The organism is Streptomyces sp. ITFR-21 (assembly GCF_031844685.1).
Taxonomy (GTDB): domain Bacteria; phylum Actinomycetota; class Actinomycetes; order Streptomycetales; family Streptomycetaceae; genus Actinacidiphila.
Map to the genome: position 1 here is coordinate 493,730 of NZ_CP134605.1, position 13,961 is coordinate 507,690.

Below are 13,961 nucleotides of genomic sequence, written 5' to 3' on the forward strand. Positions count from 1 at the left end.
GGGATGATACCGCTGGAGGCGGGCGACCCGACGTCGGTCGGGGAGGGCCGCTACCGCCTGGTCGGGCGGCTCGGCCAGGGCGGCATGGGCGTGGTGTACTTCGGTCGTTCGCGGTCGGGGCGGGCGGTCGCGGTCAAGGTGGTGCGGCCGGAACTGAGCACCGAGCCGGGCTTCCGGCGCCGTTTCGCCGACGAGGTCGCCGCCGCCCGCAGGGTCGGCGGCTTCCATACGGCGCCGGTGGTGGACGCCGACCCCGACGGGCAGCCCGCATGGCTGGTCACCGCCTTCGTACCCGGGCCGACGCTGCAGTCGGTGCTGCTCAACGTCGGAACGCTGCCGGTCGGTTCGGTCACCGTGCTGGCGGCCGGGCTCGCCGAGGCGCTGGAGGCGATCCACCGGGTCGGCGTGATGCACCGCGACCTGAAGCCCGCCAACATCATCATCGCCGAGGACGGGCCGCGGGTCATCGACTTCGGTATCGCCCGTGCCATGGACGGCACCGCGCTGACCCAGACCGGTCTGCAGATCGGCACCCCCGGGTATCTCGCGCCCGAGCAGCTCACCGGCGGCGCAGTGACGCCCGCGGTGGACATGTTCGCGCTGGGCGTGGTGCTCAGCCAGGCCCTGGGGGCCTTCCCGTTCGGGGACGGGCCGTCGGCGGCCCGGCACTACCGGGTCGTCCACCAGGCGCCCGATCTGAACGGCATCCCGCCCGAGCTGCGGCCGCTGATCGCCGCGTGCCTGTCCAAGGACCCGGCCGAGCGGCCGACCCCGGCGCAGTTCCTGAGCGGGCTGACCGTGCAGCCCCTGCCGTCCGGTGACTGGCTGCCGGCCGAGGCGACGGCCATGCTGCAGCGGATCGACACGATGCCGGCGAACACCTCCGAGGCGTACGGGGCGGCCGCCGCGGAGGCGGGGCCGTCCGCCCGGAGCGGCCGGGACGACCTGCCGCCCGCGGGCGCCCCGGGCCATCCGGACACCGTCAAGGCGGAGTCCTTCCCCGCTTCGGCGTACCCGCAGCGGCCGGAGGGCGCGCCGCCGGCCCCCGGCACGCCGCCTCCGCCGCCGGGCGCGCCGGGTGCCGGGCCGGCCGCGAACTCGTACCAGGAGACGGTCAGGGCGGTGCCGCCGGCGGGCGCGCCCGGGGGGCTCGGCGCGTTCGGACCGCCCGCGGGGCCGTACGAACCCGGCGGCGCCCCGGCGCAGCCGCCGGTGCGGCCGACCCTCGTCGAGCCGCCGCAGGCCGAGCGGCGCCGCCGCCCTGTGCTGCTCGCGATCGCCGCGCTGGTGGTCGCCGGCACGGTCGCCGGCCTGGCGGTGGCGCAGCCGTGGTCGAGCGACGGTTCGGGCCGTCACGGGACCGCGGGTGGGGCGTCCAAGGCGTCCGGCGGGGCGGGCACCTCCCCCTCCGCCGTCAGTGCTCCGGCCGGTTCCCTCCAGGCGCAGCCGCCGCTGCTGGTCCGCCAGGACACCGCGCCCGGCTGGCCGAGCCTCTGCCATGGCGTGATCGCGATCAGGGACGCGGCCAAGGACGACCCGCGCCGGCTCGTCACCGGCGGCACCTGCGACATCCTGCCCGTGTGGGCCCCGGGCCGCCTGACCTTCGCGTTCACCCGCCGCGCGCAAGCCGGTTCGGAGGTGTGGGTGGCGAACGCCGACGGCTCCGGTGCGCACAGGGTCGCGGCGATCGCCGGCGGGAAGGTGTCCTGGTCGCCGGACGGCACCCGGCTCGCGGCGACCCGCGTCAAGGACGGCGTCCAGCAGGTCTACACGGTGAACGTCGCCGACGGCACCGCGCAGCAGGTCACCACCGGCAGCAGGCAGGTCGAGGATCCGGCCTGGTCGCCGGACGGCACCCATCTCGCGGTGTGCATCCAGGAGAAGGAGAAGCTGGGCCTGTGGCAGGTCAACCTGATCGACCTCGCCGATCCCGCCGCCACGCCCCGGCAGCTCACCCACGGCTCGCAGCGGGCCCTGGACCCGGTGTGGTCGCCTGACGGCACCCATCTCGCCTACATCTACGGCAAGCCCGGCAAACCCGGCGAGCCCGCGGCCGACACCCAGGGCGACATCCACGTGGTGGGCGCCAACGGCATGGGCGACCACCCGCTGGTGGCCACCCCGGACCAGGACATGGACCCCACCTGGTCACCGGACGGCAAGTGGGTGGCGTACGTGAGCGGCCCGATCGAGACCCCGGCGGTCTGGGCGGTCCGGGCCGACGGTACCGGCATGGTACGGCTCACCACCGGGAGCCTCCCCGAGGGCCATCCGTCCTGGAGTTAAGAATACAAACGGGCGCGTAACGCTTTGCGCCTCTGCCGGAAATACGGAATTCACATGCCGTCGAGTTTCGAATGCTCCTATCGCGGCTAATCCGCTGGTCAAGGGGGAACGGAATTTCCCGCCAGCGCGGGACGGCGATTGGTGCGCTTTATGAGCGAACTGCGTGTGCTGTCGGTCTACGAAGGCTTCTTTTCCGGTGGAGCCCGCATTTTGCACAGCGATGTGATCCTCGGCCTGCACGGGGCGGCCCAGGAGCACGCGGTGCTGAGCATCCAGGGCGAAATGCACCGCGAGGCGACCCGGCAGCGATTGGAGGACGACGCCTGTTATCGCGCCCTGACCGGCGCGGGCGTCCCGGTCTCGGCACTGCGCCGCGGCGAGACCGGTCCCCCGCCGCCGGACCCGGCGGGCTTCGGCGGACCGGAACCGGAGGACTTCAGCGCCGAGGAGCTGGCGGCGGTGGCACGGGCGACGGCCGCCGCGGACGTGGTGCTGTCGCTCAAGGAGCAGCCGCTGGCGCTGCTGAACCAGGCGGGCCTGCCGCTGCGGCCGGTCGTGGTGTGCCTGCACCGGTCCGACCCGGAGAACCAGGGCGCCGCGCTGGACGCGCTGCTGGCCGCGGTCGAGGCGGGCCGGGTGCGCGCCGGGGTGTGCTGCGCGGAGTCCACCCGGGCGGCGTACGCGGCGGCCGGCGTCCCGGCCGAGCTGCTGCGGGTGATCCCCAACGGGGTGGACCTGCTGCGGTTCCGCCCGGACCCGGTCCAGCGGGCCCGTTGGCGCGCGGCGCTGGGGGTCGACGCCGGGGCGCCGGTGGTGGTCTTCGCCGCCCGGTACGCCGGGATGAAGAACGTACCGCTGTTCCTGCGGGCGGCCCGCCGGTTCCTGCGGCAGGAGCCGCGCGGGCACGTGCTGATGTGCGGTGCCGGGATGACCGCCGACAACGCGGACCTGCGCGCCGACATCGGCGCGGCGCTCGGCAGCGAGCCGTGGCTGGCCCAGCGGATGTCGCTGCTCGGGGTCCGCTGCGACATGGAGGCGGTGTACGCCGCCGCCGACGTGGTGTCGCTGACCTCCTCCTCGGGCGAGGCCGCGCCGCTGTGCCTGATCGAGGGCATGATGTGCGGCGCGGTGCCGGTGGCCACCGATGTGGGCGACTGCGCGGCGCTGGTGGCCGGGCACGGGCTGCTCGCCCCGCCGGACCCGGCGGTGGTCGCGGCGGCCTGGAGCGAGGCGGCGGCACGTGGCACGGAGTTCGCCCCGGCCCTGGAGCTGAACCGGGAGCGCTTCAGCCGTACCCGGATGATCGCCGCCTACGGCACGCTGATCGAGCAGGTGCACCACGGCCTGGTGCCCTCGCCGGCCCCGCTGCCGGAGCCGTTCTAGGGCCTGCCGTAGGGATCCGCGCGAGTGGCGGAGCGGGGGCCGGTGGGTCGCGGCCGTACGGCGCGGGAGGGAGGCGGCGTGGTGTGCCGTCGACCGGCGGGAACGCGGCGGATGGGCGTACCGGGGCCCGCGGCGCCGCGCGGGTCCGCCCGGCAGGTGCTGGGCCGCGGAGCGCCGGGAGGCGCGGGAGGGGGCGTCCGGCGGCTTCAGCCGGGCGCCTCCGGCAGGTCGTACAGCTCCCGGTAGGCGGGGAAGTCGCCGCCGGGGCCGGTGACGCCGTCGGCCGTCAGGACGGCGTGCAGCACGGCGCGGGTGAGGGTGTCGGCGCCCGCCGCCAGGACCTCGTTGAGCGCGCCCGCCTCGATGTGGACGCCGAACGCCGGGTCGCCGGCCGGGCGGCCGGCGGGCAGCAGCGGGCGGCGGCCGGTCGCCATGGAGAAGACGGTGTCGCCGTCGGAGAGCAGGTGCACCGGGCGTACCGCGCGGGCCAGGCCGTCGTGCGCGGCGCCGGCCAGCTTCTGCGCCTGGGCGCGGGTCAGTTCGGCGTCGGTGGCGACGACGGCGAGCGTGGTGTTGAACGGCGGCGGCCGCAGAGCGGCCAGCCGGTCCCGGGCGCGGGCCGCCGCGGCGGCGGGCGGCGGGGCTCCGTCGAGCCCGAACTCGGCGTTCCAGGCGGCCCTGGCGCCCCACAGGACCCCGGTGTCGGGGTCGGCGACGGAACCGGCCGCGTTGACGACCGCCAGCGCGGCCACCGTCGTCCCGGACGGCAGTACGAGGCTGGCGGTGCCCACACCGCCCTTGAGGCCGCCGGCGACCGCGCCCGTACCGGCGCCGACGCAGCCCTGCGGCACCGGGGCGCCCTCCTCGGTGGCCGCCGCGGCCTCGACGGCGGCGCGGCCGAGGCCGGGGCCCGGCCGGGCGTCCCAACTGCCGCCGCGGCCGAGGTCGAAGAGCGCGGCGGCGGGCACCACCGGGACCACCTGGCCGGGGCCGCCGACCCGGAAGCCGCGGCCGTGCCGCTCCAGCCAGCCGACCACGCCGGAGGCCGCGTCCAGGCCGAAGGCGCTGCCGCCGGTGAGGACGACCGCCTCGATCCGCTGGACGAGGTTGCGCGGGTCGAGCGCGTCGGTCTCCCGGGTGCCGGGGCCGCCGCCGCGCACGTCGACGGCGGTGACGGCGCCGCCCTCGGGGGCCAGCACCACGGTGACCCCGGTCAGCCAGCCGCCGCCGCGGCGGCCGGCGTGGCCGACCCGCAGCCCGCCGACGTCGGTGAGCGCGTTGCGCGCGCCCGGCCGTCCCGATCCGCTCATCTGCCGCCCCGTCCCGGTGCCGCCTCGGCCCGTCGCCCGTTTCCGTACCGCTGCGCGCGGCCCCGGCGGCGCCGGGGCCGGCTCCAGCTTCACACCCGCCGTGCCGGCCGGCACGGCGGGGCCGCCCCGCGGGGGTCAGGGCCGGAGCAGCGAGCGGGCGGCGTTCGCCCGGGACGTGGCCGGCCAGCCCGGCGCGCGCTGGGTGATCTTCTCCGACGGCCCGATCAACGACCTCGGCTCGGGCAATCGCCGACCGGCGCCCAGCTGATCAGTGCGCTCCAGCAGCTGGTCACGCGGGCGCACCAGGCCGGGCTGTCCTTCCTGCGCCCGACGCTCACCCCGTTCCAGGGATCGGGCGGCTGGACACAGGCGGGTGAGACCGCCCGGGGGCAGGTCAACGTTTTCGTCCGGGGCGCGGGCAGCGGCTGCGACGGCGTCGTGGGCCAGGACACCGCCACCCACGACCCGGCCAACCCGACCCGCTATCTGCAGGCGTACGACGCCGGCGACCGTCTGCACCCGGACGAGGCCGGGTCGCAGGCCATCGCCAACGCGGTGAACCTCGGTGCGTTCGGCGACCCCACCCAGCCCACGGGCGGTTTCGACGCCCTGCGCGCACACGCCGACGGCAAGTACGTGACCGCACCGAACGCGGGCGCCGCCGCGCTGATCGCCAACCGCGACGCGATCGGCCCCTGGGCGGAGTTCGACCTCGTCACGTCCCGACGTCACCCGGCGTGTCCGCCTCGCCGGTCCGTCACCGGCAGGACGAGCCGCGAGGGGCGGTCCGGATCGTGGAAGACGGTACGGACCGCCGCCGGTGAGGCGCACTCCCACCGGGGGTGGCCGGCCGCCGCGACCTGGAGCCGCACCCGGTGCCCCGGCAGGAACACGTGCGCGGTGGACCACAGGTCGACGGTCACCTCGGCGGGTCCCCCCGCGCCGGTACGGACGATGCCGTCGGTGAGGTTGACGGAGGTCCCGTCGGGGGCCACGTCGCACAGCCGGGCCACCCAGTCGGCGGGCCCGGCGCTGGCCGCCGCGACCAGCAAGACCCGGACCCGGCCGATCACCTCCAGCGGCTCGGCCAGCGGTTCGCCGGTGAACACCAGCACGTCGGGGCGGGCCTCCACCGGTCCCTGGTCCGACGGCCCGGCCGGGTACGCGGCGGTAAGCAGCAGCGCGCCGCCGCGTACCGGCGCCGGGTCCGCCGGGTCGTGGTCGAAGGTGTCGGGCGCCTCGTCCGGCTCCGGCGGCCGAGCGGACAGGACGCCGCCGGAGCGCAGGAACCAGTCGGTGTCGACCGCGTCGGGCGGCCACCGGTCCAGGCGGCGCCAGGTGTTGGCGCCCATCACGAAGACGAGCACGGTGTCGGCCGGCTCCGCGGCCCGCCCGCGTCCCAGCACCCCGTCGAGCCAGTCGAGTTCGCGGTCGAGCAGGGCGGGCCCGCCGTCGATGGCGTGCTGGCCCGCGTTCGGGCCGAAGTCGGCGGCGCCGGTCCGGCCGGTCTGGTCCTCGTGGGTCCAGGGGCCGACGATCAGCGCCGCGGGGTGGCCACCGGCCCTGGCCAGTACGTGGTGGTCGAGGCCGCCCTGGAGGAAGGCGTCGTACCAGCCGGCGATCGTCAAGGTGGGCAGGCACGGCGGTGCGGACCCGTCGAGGGCCGGGCGCGGCGCGGGGCCGCCGGAGCGGCCGGGACCGGGCAGCGTGTCCAGGATCGGCGGCGCCCAGTCCTCGGCCGTGGTGCCGCCCCGGCGGTGGAGCGCGGCGAAGGCGTCCGCCCACTCCCGCAGGGCGCGCCGGCGCTCCTGCGGGGCGTCGGCGTGGCGGCGCTTGAGGAGGTCGAAGCCGAGGCCGAGGGTCCACTGGGCCACCAGGCCGCGCTCCGGGGCCCCGCCGCGGGAGACCAGGCCGTCGGCGGGGTCGGACCAGGTGAACTCGGGCAGGACGGCGGCCAGTTCGGGCGGCCCGGCGGCGGCTGCGGCCCACTGGACGAAACCGAGGTAGCTGGGCCCGTACATCGCGACGCGCCCGTCCGCGGCCGGCAGCCGCGCCGCCCAGCGGACCGTGTCGTAGCCGTCGGCGTACTCGTTGACCAGCGGTTCCCACTCGCCGCCGGAGGTGAAGCGGCCGCGGGTGTCCTGGATGACGACGAGGTAGCCGCGGCGGGCGGCGGCAGCGGGGCCGAGCCGGGCCAGCATGCCGGGGTCGCGCTTGCCGTACGGGCAGCGGGCCAGCAGGACCGGCCACGGGCCGCGGCCGGTGGGCGGCCGGTGGATGTCGGCGCGCAGCACCGTGCCGTCGCGCATCACGGCCTCCACGTCGGACTCCACCGTCACGTCCGCCCGCACGTCCGCTTCCACCTGGGCACCTTCCCTCCGCCGGGCAAGCCCCCGCCGCGGACAAGACGGCGGGGCGGCCGATACGGCGACACGTCGACTGCCGCCCGGTCAGCCTATGGTGCGGTCGTCGACATAGCCCCGGTAACCTCCCGTTCCGCCCGGGTGGTCGTAGCCGACGAGGATGCGGGCGATCTGCTTGCCGGCGTTGTCCGCGGCGAGGGCGACGGTCACGTGGTTCCATGTGCCGAGCGTCACGTGGCCGCACCAATGGGCCGGACGGGCCTGGTCGCCGTTTCGGTCGACGGTCCCGGAGTCCCGCAGCGTGCTGTTGTCGGTGAAGATCAGGTCCACCGCGACGCACGTGCTCTCGGTGAAACCGGCCGGCACCCACGGGGTGGTGGCGGCGGACTGCGGGTAGATCCGGTAGCCCAGCGTCTGCGCGGTGTTGACGGCGAGCGGCGCGCCGCTGAGGTCGTACACCTTGAGGTATGCGTGGGCGTTGCCGCCGGCGGCGGACCCGGAGTACATCAGCGAACTGCCGCCGGTGCGGGCCGTCTCACCGGTGCGCGGACTGGCCTGCGGGCCCGGGGTGCCGGAGTTGACACCGGTGACGCCGACGTCGTTGCCGCCCCGCGGTGTCCACGGTGTCGGTCCAGGTCGGCGCCGGGTCGCCGGGCTCGAACCCGGAGGAGAAGGCACCGCCGGTGCCGTGGTGAGCGGCTGGGCGAGCCGCGTCTGCACGGTGGCGTGCGACGGCCCGGACGGGGCCGGGGTGACGGTCTCGCCGACCGACGTGGCCAGGGTGATCCTGGTGCCGGACACAGTGCCGGACACAGTGCCGGACACAGTGCCGGACACGATGCCGGACACGATGCCGTTCCGGCACAGCTGCGGGCTCCGCCCCGGCCAGGGATTGGTGAGGACCAGGCTGCCGCCCTTCTGCGCCACCGCGCGCACGTACTGCGCGGAGTTGCCCGAAATGCCGCTGGAGATCAGGAAGTCGCCCGCCGCCGTCAGGTCGCCGAACCTGGCGTTGAAGTCGGCCGACCAGTCCGCGAAGACCCTGACGTCCTTCTGGAAGGGCTGGAGCAGCGTCTCGTCCAGGCCGGAGGTGACGACGTTGCGGTTCTCGATGCCGCCGCCGTTGTGGTGGATGCCGAGGTCGTCGTGGCTGTTGCCGACCGCCTCGGTGTGCAGGCGCTGGTCGCCGCCGACCTGGCGGAGGACCTCCCGCCGGCGCTCCGGGCCGAGGCGTGATCGCCGGGCTGTTCGGCGTGGAGCCGGAGCTCGGCGCGGCGGCCGTGGCCGAGCCGGCGCGGCGCACGTCCTACGGGCGGCTCAGCGGCATCCGCGCCGCGGGCTACGGCCTGCCGCCCTCGGTCCTTCCCGGCGGGGTGAGCCCAAGGGGCGCCGGTGACCGGCCGGCGGCCTGCGGGCGAGGGGTTGCCGTGGGCCCGGAGCGGGGAGGACCGGGGCCCAGGGCCGTCGTGGGGTCAGCGGCGGAGCCGAGGGGCGGCCGGGCTCCACCGGGTGGGTGCCGCCGCGGCTGCGGCCGGGACCGCGCCGTACCCGAGCGGTCTCCTCATCGCTGTCGCCCTCCTCGGCTCGCCTGCTCTCCCGTGCGGTCCCGCTGTCATCGAAACATCCTGAAACATTTTCAGGAACCCGAGTACGAGAGCCAGGTAAGCCGCCGACCCGTCGGCGTGTCAATATCGGGGACTACTCCCGTTGTTGACGGCCGGACGCTGCCGTTAAGCTGCACACATGAAACGAAACCGTGTAACACGTGGTTAGGCAGCCGGGATCACGCGCCACGGTCCGTGCCATCGCCGCCGAGGCGGGTGTGTCGATCGCCACCGTGTCCCGGGTGATGAACGGGCACGCCCATGTCGCCCCGGAGACGCAGGAGCTGGTACGCCGGGCGGTGGCCCGGCTGGGCGCGCCGGCCCCGGCCAGACGCGGCACCGCGAACGGGGCGATCTGTCTGCGATGTCCGTACGTGCTCACCGACTACTTCGGGGTGATCGTCTCCTCGATCGCCGAGACGCTCGACCTGCACGGGCGCCGGGTGGTACTGAGCGCGGGCGACGCGGCCCGCGAGACGTCGGTGCTGCCGGGGCTGCCGAACGACCCGGGGATCGCGGGCGCGGTGCTGGTCGTACCGCCGGAGCCGGAGAAGGAGCTGGAGGCGCTGCGGGCGCAGGACTTCCCGTTCGTGGTGGTCGACCCGCGCACCCCGCTGCCCCCCGACATCGCCTCGGTGTCCGCCGCCCACCTCACCGCGGCGCGCAGCGTCAGCGCGCACCTGGTCACCCTCGGGCACCGCAGGATCGGCGTGATCGGCGGCCCCGGCGACTGGCTGGCCGGGCAGTCCCGGCTGGCGGGCCACACCTCCGCGCTGGCCGACGCCGGAGTGCTGCCCTCCCCGGAGCTGCTGCGCAGCATCGAGCCGACCTCCGAGTGGGGGTACGTCGCCGCGTGCGAGCTCCTCGACCTGCCGGACCGCCCCACCGCCCTGGTCGCCTTCAACGACAAGGCCGCGGTCGGCGCGCTGCGGTCGGCCTACGAGCGCGGGCTGCGGATCCCGGAGGACCTGTCGATCACCGGCTTCGACGACACCTATCTCAGCCGCAGCACGGTGCCCCGGCTGACGACGGTGCGGCAGCCGCTGGAGGAGATGGGACGGATGGCCGTCTCGCTGCTGATGCGGCTGCTGGACCGGCACACGGTGGACACGCTGCACGTGGAGCTGGCCACGCAGCTGGTGCTGCGGGAGTCGACCGGGCCGGCTCCGCAGCGCTGACCCGGCAGGCTCCCGCGAGGGTGAGCGCCGGACGCCGCTCAGGTGCCGCCGGGCGGCCGCAGGATCCTGATCACCCGGGCCGGGTTGCCGACGGCCAGCACCCCGGCGGGCAGGTCCTTGGTGACGACCGAGCCGGCGCCGACCACGGTGTCGGCGCCGATCGTCACGCCGGGGCAGACGATCACCCCGCCGCCGAGCCAGACGTTGTCGCCGATCGTGACCGGTTCCGCCCGCTCCCAGCCGGCGCGGCGCCGCTCAGTGTCCAACTCGTGCGTGGGTGTGAGCAGCTGTACGTTCGGCCCGATCTGCACATCGGCGCCGACCGTGATCGGCGCGGCATCGAGGAAGACCGCGCCGAAGTTCACGAAGGTGCGGGCACCCACGCTGATGTACCGGCCGTAGTCGCACTGGAACGGCGACCTGATGCGTACGCCTTCGCCGACCGAGCCCAGCAGCTCCGCCAGCAGCAGCCGCCGTTCGGCGTGGTCGACGCTGGCGTTGAAGTCGCGGCACAGTTCGGCCCGGCGCATGCTGTCGGCACCCAGTTCCCCGTCGTCGGGCAGGTACCAGTCGCCGGCCAGCATCCGTTCCTTGTTCTCACCCATCGGATCGGTGTGCCCGGGAGGCGGCCCTCAGGACTCGCCGCCCACCTTCATCTCCACGTGCTGCGGGTAGAAGGCGACGTGGCCGGCGATCTCGCCGACCGACTCGTAGGGCTTCTCGTAGGTCCACACCGCGTCGGTGATCTCGTTGTCGCCGCTGGTCAGCGAGTAGTACGACGCGTCGCCCTTGTACGGGCAGTAGCTCTCGCTGTCGGTGGAGCGCAGCGCGCCGTCAACGATGTCCTCCAGCGGGATGTACTGTACCGGCGGATACGTCGACTCACGCAGGGTGAGCGCGCGGGTGGTGTCGGCGATCACCCGGCCGCCGGCGCGGACCACGACGCGCTCCCCGGTCGGTTCGACGGTGATGGGGTGGTCGGGGCCCGGCTTCTTGACAGTGCGTTCCATGACACTCTCCGATTGAGTAGACCGGTCTGTTCGTCGACGCTTCCGACGATAGGCAGATCGCTCCCGCCGGGTCAAGCCGGGACCGGCCGGCGCGGCCCCGTACCGGCGCGGGTGTTCACCGGCCCCGGCCGCGGTCGACCGTGCGGTTGGCGCGCAGCCATTCCCTGTTCATCGCGGTGATCGAGGTGAGCGGGATGCCCTTGGGGCAGGCGGTGGCGCACTCGCCGGCCAGTGTGCAGCCGCCGAAGCCCTCGGCGTCCATTCGGGCGACCATGTCCAGCACCCGGGTCTCGCGCTCCGGGCCGCTTTGCGGGAGCGCGCCGAGGTGGTTGACCTTCGCCGCGGTGAAGAGCGTGGCCGAGCCGTTCGGGCAGGCGGCCACGCACGCCCCGCAGCCGATGCACTCGGCGTGCTCGAAGGCCCGGTCGGCGGCGGCCTTGGGCACGGGCGTGGCGTGCGCCTCGGGGGCGGAGCCGGTCGGGACGCTGACGTAGCCGCCGGCCTGGATGATCCGGTCGAAGGCACCGCGGTCCACCACCAGGTCGCGGACCACCGGGAAGGCGGCGGCACGCCAGGGCTCGACGTCGATGGTGTCGCCGTCGGCGAAGGACCGCATGTGCAGCTGGCAGCTGGTGGTGCGTTCCGGCCCGTGCGCCTGGCCGTTGATGACGAGGCCGCACGCGCCGCAGATGCCCTCGCGGCAGTCGTGGTCGAAGGCGACCGGCTGCCCGCCCTCCAGGGTGAGCCGCTCGTTGAGGGTGTCCAGCACCTCCAGGAAGGACATGTCCGGGGAGACGTCCTCGACCCGGTATTCGGTCATCGCGCCGGGGGCGTCGGCGTGCCGCTGCCGCCAGACGCGGAGGGTGAGCCTCATGCGTAGCTCCGCTCGGTGGGGTGGACGTACTCGAAAACCAGGTCCTCCTTGTGCAGGACGGGCGCCCGCCCGGTGCCGGTGAACTCCCACGCTGCGGCGTACGAGAACTCCTCGTCGCGGCGGGCGGCCTCGCCGCCGGCCGTCCGGTACTCCTCGCGGAAGTGGCCGCCGCAGGACTCGGCGCGGTGCAGCGCGTCCAGGCACATCAGCTCGGCGAGTTCGAGGTAGTCCACGACCCGGTTGGCGCGTTCCAGCGACTGGTTGAACTCGGTTTCGGTGCCGGGCACCTTGATCCGGCGCCAGAACTCCGCGCGGATCCGCGGGAGGCGCTCCAGCGCCTCGCGCAGTCCCCGTTCGGTCCGGGCCATGCCGCACAGCTCCCACATCAGCTCGCCGATCTCGCGGTGGAAGGAGCCGGCGGTGCGGTCCCCGTCGACCGCGACCAGCGCCCGCAGCCGGTCGCGGGTGGCGGCGACCGCCTCGGCGACCGCCGGGTGGGAGGGGTCGGGCGTGTCGTGCCCCGGGTGCCGGGCGAGGTGGTCGCCCACGGCGGCGGGCAGCACGAAGTAGCCGTCGGCCAGGCCCTGCATGAGCGCCGAGGCGCCGAGCCGGTTGGCGCCGTGGTCGGAGAAGTTGGCCTCGCCGATCGCGAACAGGCCCGGCACGGTGGTCTGCAGGTCGTAGTCCACCCACAGCCCGCCCATGGTGTAGTGCACGGCCGGGTAGATCCGCATCGGGACCTCGTACGGGTTCTCCGCGGTGATCCGCTCGTACATCTCGAAGAGGTTGCCGTACTTCTCGGCGACGGCCCGGCGGCCCAGCCGGGCGATGGCGTCGGCGAAGTCCAGGTAGACGCCCTGGCCGCCGGGTCCGACGCCGCGGCCCTCGTCGCAGACGTTCTTGGCGGCGCGCGAGGCGATGTCGCGCGGGACGAGGTTGCCGAAGGCCGGGTAGATCCGCTCCAGGTAGTAGTCGCGCTCGGCCTCGGGAACGGCGGCGGGCTCGCGGCGGTCGCCCGTGGCCGCGGGCACCCAGATCCGGCCGTCGTTGCGCAGCGACTCGCTCATCAGGGTGAGCTTGGACTGGTGCTCGCCGGTGCGCGGGATGCAGGTCGGGTGGATCTGGGTGAAGCAGGGGTTGGCGAAGTACGCGCCGCGCCGGTGGGCCCGCCAGATCGCGGTGGCGTTGGAGTTCATCGCGTTGGTGGACAGGTGGAAGACGTTGCCGTAGCCGCCGCTCGCCAGTACCACCGCGTCGGCGAAGTAGCCGCCGATCTCGCCGCTGACCAGGTCGCGGGCGACGATGCCGCGGGCCCGGCCGTCGATGACGATCAGGTCGAGCATCTCGGTACGCGGGTGCAACTCGACGGTGCCGGCCGCGATCTGCCGGGACAGCGCCTGGTAGGCGCCGAGCAGCAGCTGCTGGCCGGTCTGGCCACGGGCGTAGAAGGTGCGGGAGACCTGGACGCCACCGAAGGAGCGGGTGTCGAGCAGGCCGCCGTACTCGCGGGCGAAGGGCACGCCCTGGGCGACGCACTGGTCGATGATCTCCACCGAGAGCTGCGCCAGCCGGTGGACGTTGGACTCGCGGGCCCGGAAGTCGCCGCCCTTGACGGTGTCGTAGAACAGGCGGTGCACCGAGTCGCCGTCGTTGCGGTAGTTCTTGGCGGCGTTGATCCCGCCCTGGGCGGCGATGGAGTGGGCCCGGCGCGGGGAGTCCTGGTAGCAGAACTGGACGACGCGGTAGCCCTGTTCTGCCAGGGTGGCGCCCGCGGAGGCGCCGGCGAGCCCCGTGCCGACGACGATCACGGTGTGCTTGCGGCGGTTGGCGGGGTTGACCAGCCCGGCGGTGAAGCGGCGGGTGTCCCAGCGTTCGGCGATGGGCCCGCCGGGGGCGGCGGTGTCGGCGATCGGATCGCCGGTGGTGTAGTGCGCGTAGTCGCCCATGGTGGGT

The 13,961-nt window shown here is 74.8% G+C and carries 11 protein-coding genes; 3 read left to right on the plus strand and 8 right to left on the minus strand.

Going from position 1 to position 13,961, the window contains the following annotated elements; all coding sequences use genetic code 11:
• Positions 1–3 precede the first annotated feature (3 nt).
• Positions 4–2,286 (plus strand): protein kinase domain-containing protein, encoded by a 2,283-nt coding sequence (locus RLT57_RS02215; RefSeq protein WP_311295667.1) that lies wholly within the window; start codon positions 4–6, stop codon positions 2,284–2,286.
• 150 nt (positions 2,287–2,436) lie between these two features.
• Entirely contained in the window at positions 2,437–3,669 is a 1,233-nt protein-coding gene (locus tag RLT57_RS02220; protein ID WP_311295668.1) for a glycosyltransferase, read from the plus strand.
• A gap of 206 nt (positions 3,670–3,875) precedes the next feature.
• Here the strand turns inward: RLT57_RS02220 and RLT57_RS02225 are convergent, their stop codons facing one another.
• The 4 genes from RLT57_RS02225 to RLT57_RS02240 all read right to left on the minus strand — a co-directional run bounded on the left by RLT57_RS02225 (position 3,876) and on the right by RLT57_RS02240 (position 8,269).
• Positions 3,876–4,979, minus strand: coding sequence for a P1 family peptidase (locus RLT57_RS02225; protein ID WP_311295669.1), 1,104 nt, complete (start codon positions 4,977–4,979; stop codon positions 3,876–3,878).
• Positions 4,980–5,114: 135 nt separating this feature from the next.
• On the minus strand, positions 5,115–5,282 hold the full coding sequence (locus RLT57_RS02230) for a hypothetical protein (protein WP_311295670.1): 168 nt from the start codon (positions 5,280–5,282) through the stop codon (positions 5,115–5,117).
• A 425-nt stretch (positions 5,283–5,707) separates the two neighbouring features.
• Positions 5,708–7,342: a CocE/NonD family hydrolase gene (locus RLT57_RS02235; protein WP_311295671.1), complete on the minus strand. Its 1,635-nt coding sequence runs from the start codon at positions 7,340–7,342 to the stop codon at positions 5,708–5,710.
• An 87-nt stretch (positions 7,343–7,429) separates the two neighbouring features.
• The gene (locus tag RLT57_RS02240; RefSeq protein ID WP_311295672.1) at positions 7,430–8,269 is read right to left on the minus strand and encodes a hypothetical protein; all 840 of its coding nucleotides are present in this window, start codon (positions 8,267–8,269) and stop codon (positions 7,430–7,432) included.
• 838 nt (positions 8,270–9,107) lie between these two features.
• Between RLT57_RS02240 and RLT57_RS02245 the strand changes: the two genes are divergently transcribed.
• Positions 9,108–10,124, plus strand: a complete 1,017-nt coding sequence (locus RLT57_RS02245; RefSeq protein ID WP_311295673.1) for a LacI family DNA-binding transcriptional regulator — start codon at positions 9,108–9,110, stop codon at positions 10,122–10,124.
• A 38-nt stretch (positions 10,125–10,162) separates the two neighbouring features.
• Here RLT57_RS02245 and RLT57_RS02250 read toward each other — a convergent pair whose 3' ends face one another.
• The 4 genes from RLT57_RS02250 to RLT57_RS02265 form a co-directional block, all read right to left on the minus strand.
• Positions 10,163–10,729 (minus strand): sugar O-acetyltransferase, encoded by a 567-nt coding sequence (locus RLT57_RS02250; protein ID WP_311295674.1) that lies wholly within the window; start codon positions 10,727–10,729, stop codon positions 10,163–10,165.
• Positions 10,730–10,756: 27 nt separating this feature from the next.
• Positions 10,757–11,134 carry a DUF427 domain-containing protein gene (locus tag RLT57_RS02255; protein WP_311295675.1) on the minus strand — a complete coding sequence of 126 codons (378 nt, stop codon included), beginning with the start codon at positions 11,132–11,134 and terminating at the stop codon, positions 10,757–10,759.
• Between the two features lie 115 nt (positions 11,135–11,249).
• Positions 11,250–12,008 carry a succinate dehydrogenase/fumarate reductase iron-sulfur subunit gene (locus RLT57_RS02260; protein ID WP_311295676.1) on the minus strand — a complete coding sequence of 253 codons (759 nt, stop codon included), beginning with the start codon at positions 12,006–12,008 and terminating at the stop codon, positions 11,250–11,252.
• Complete coding sequence (locus RLT57_RS02265) at positions 12,005–13,954, minus strand: fumarate reductase/succinate dehydrogenase flavoprotein subunit (protein WP_311300537.1); 1,950 nt, start codon at positions 13,952–13,954, stop codon at positions 12,005–12,007. The genes RLT57_RS02260 and RLT57_RS02265 overlap by 4 nt, the downstream gene beginning before the upstream one ends.
• Positions 13,955–13,961: the final 7 nt, after the last annotated feature.

Coding starts and splice junctions, on each gene's coding strand:
- RLT57_RS02215 (WP_311295667.1), top strand. CDS start 4: ATGATACCGCTGGAGGCGGGCGACCCGACGTCGGTCGGGGAGGGCCGC.
- RLT57_RS02220 (WP_311295668.1), top strand. CDS start 2,437: ATGAGCGAACTGCGTGTGCTGTCGGTCTACGAAGGCTTCTTTTCCGGT.
- RLT57_RS02225 (WP_311295669.1), bottom strand. CDS start 4,979: ATGAGCGGATCGGGACGGCCGGGCGCGCGCAACGCGCTCACCGACGTC.
- RLT57_RS02250 (WP_311295674.1), bottom strand. CDS start 10,729: ATGGGTGAGAACAAGGAACGGATGCTGGCCGGCGACTGGTACCTGCCC.
- RLT57_RS02255 (WP_311295675.1), bottom strand. CDS start 11,134: ATGGAACGCACTGTCAAGAAGCCGGGCCCCGACCACCCCATCACCGTC.
- RLT57_RS02260 (WP_311295676.1), bottom strand. CDS start 12,008: ATGAGGCTCACCCTCCGCGTCTGGCGGCAGCGGCACGCCGACGCCCCC.
- RLT57_RS02265 (WP_311300537.1), bottom strand. CDS start 13,954: ATGGGCGACTACGCGCACTACACCACCGGCGATCCGATCGCCGACACC.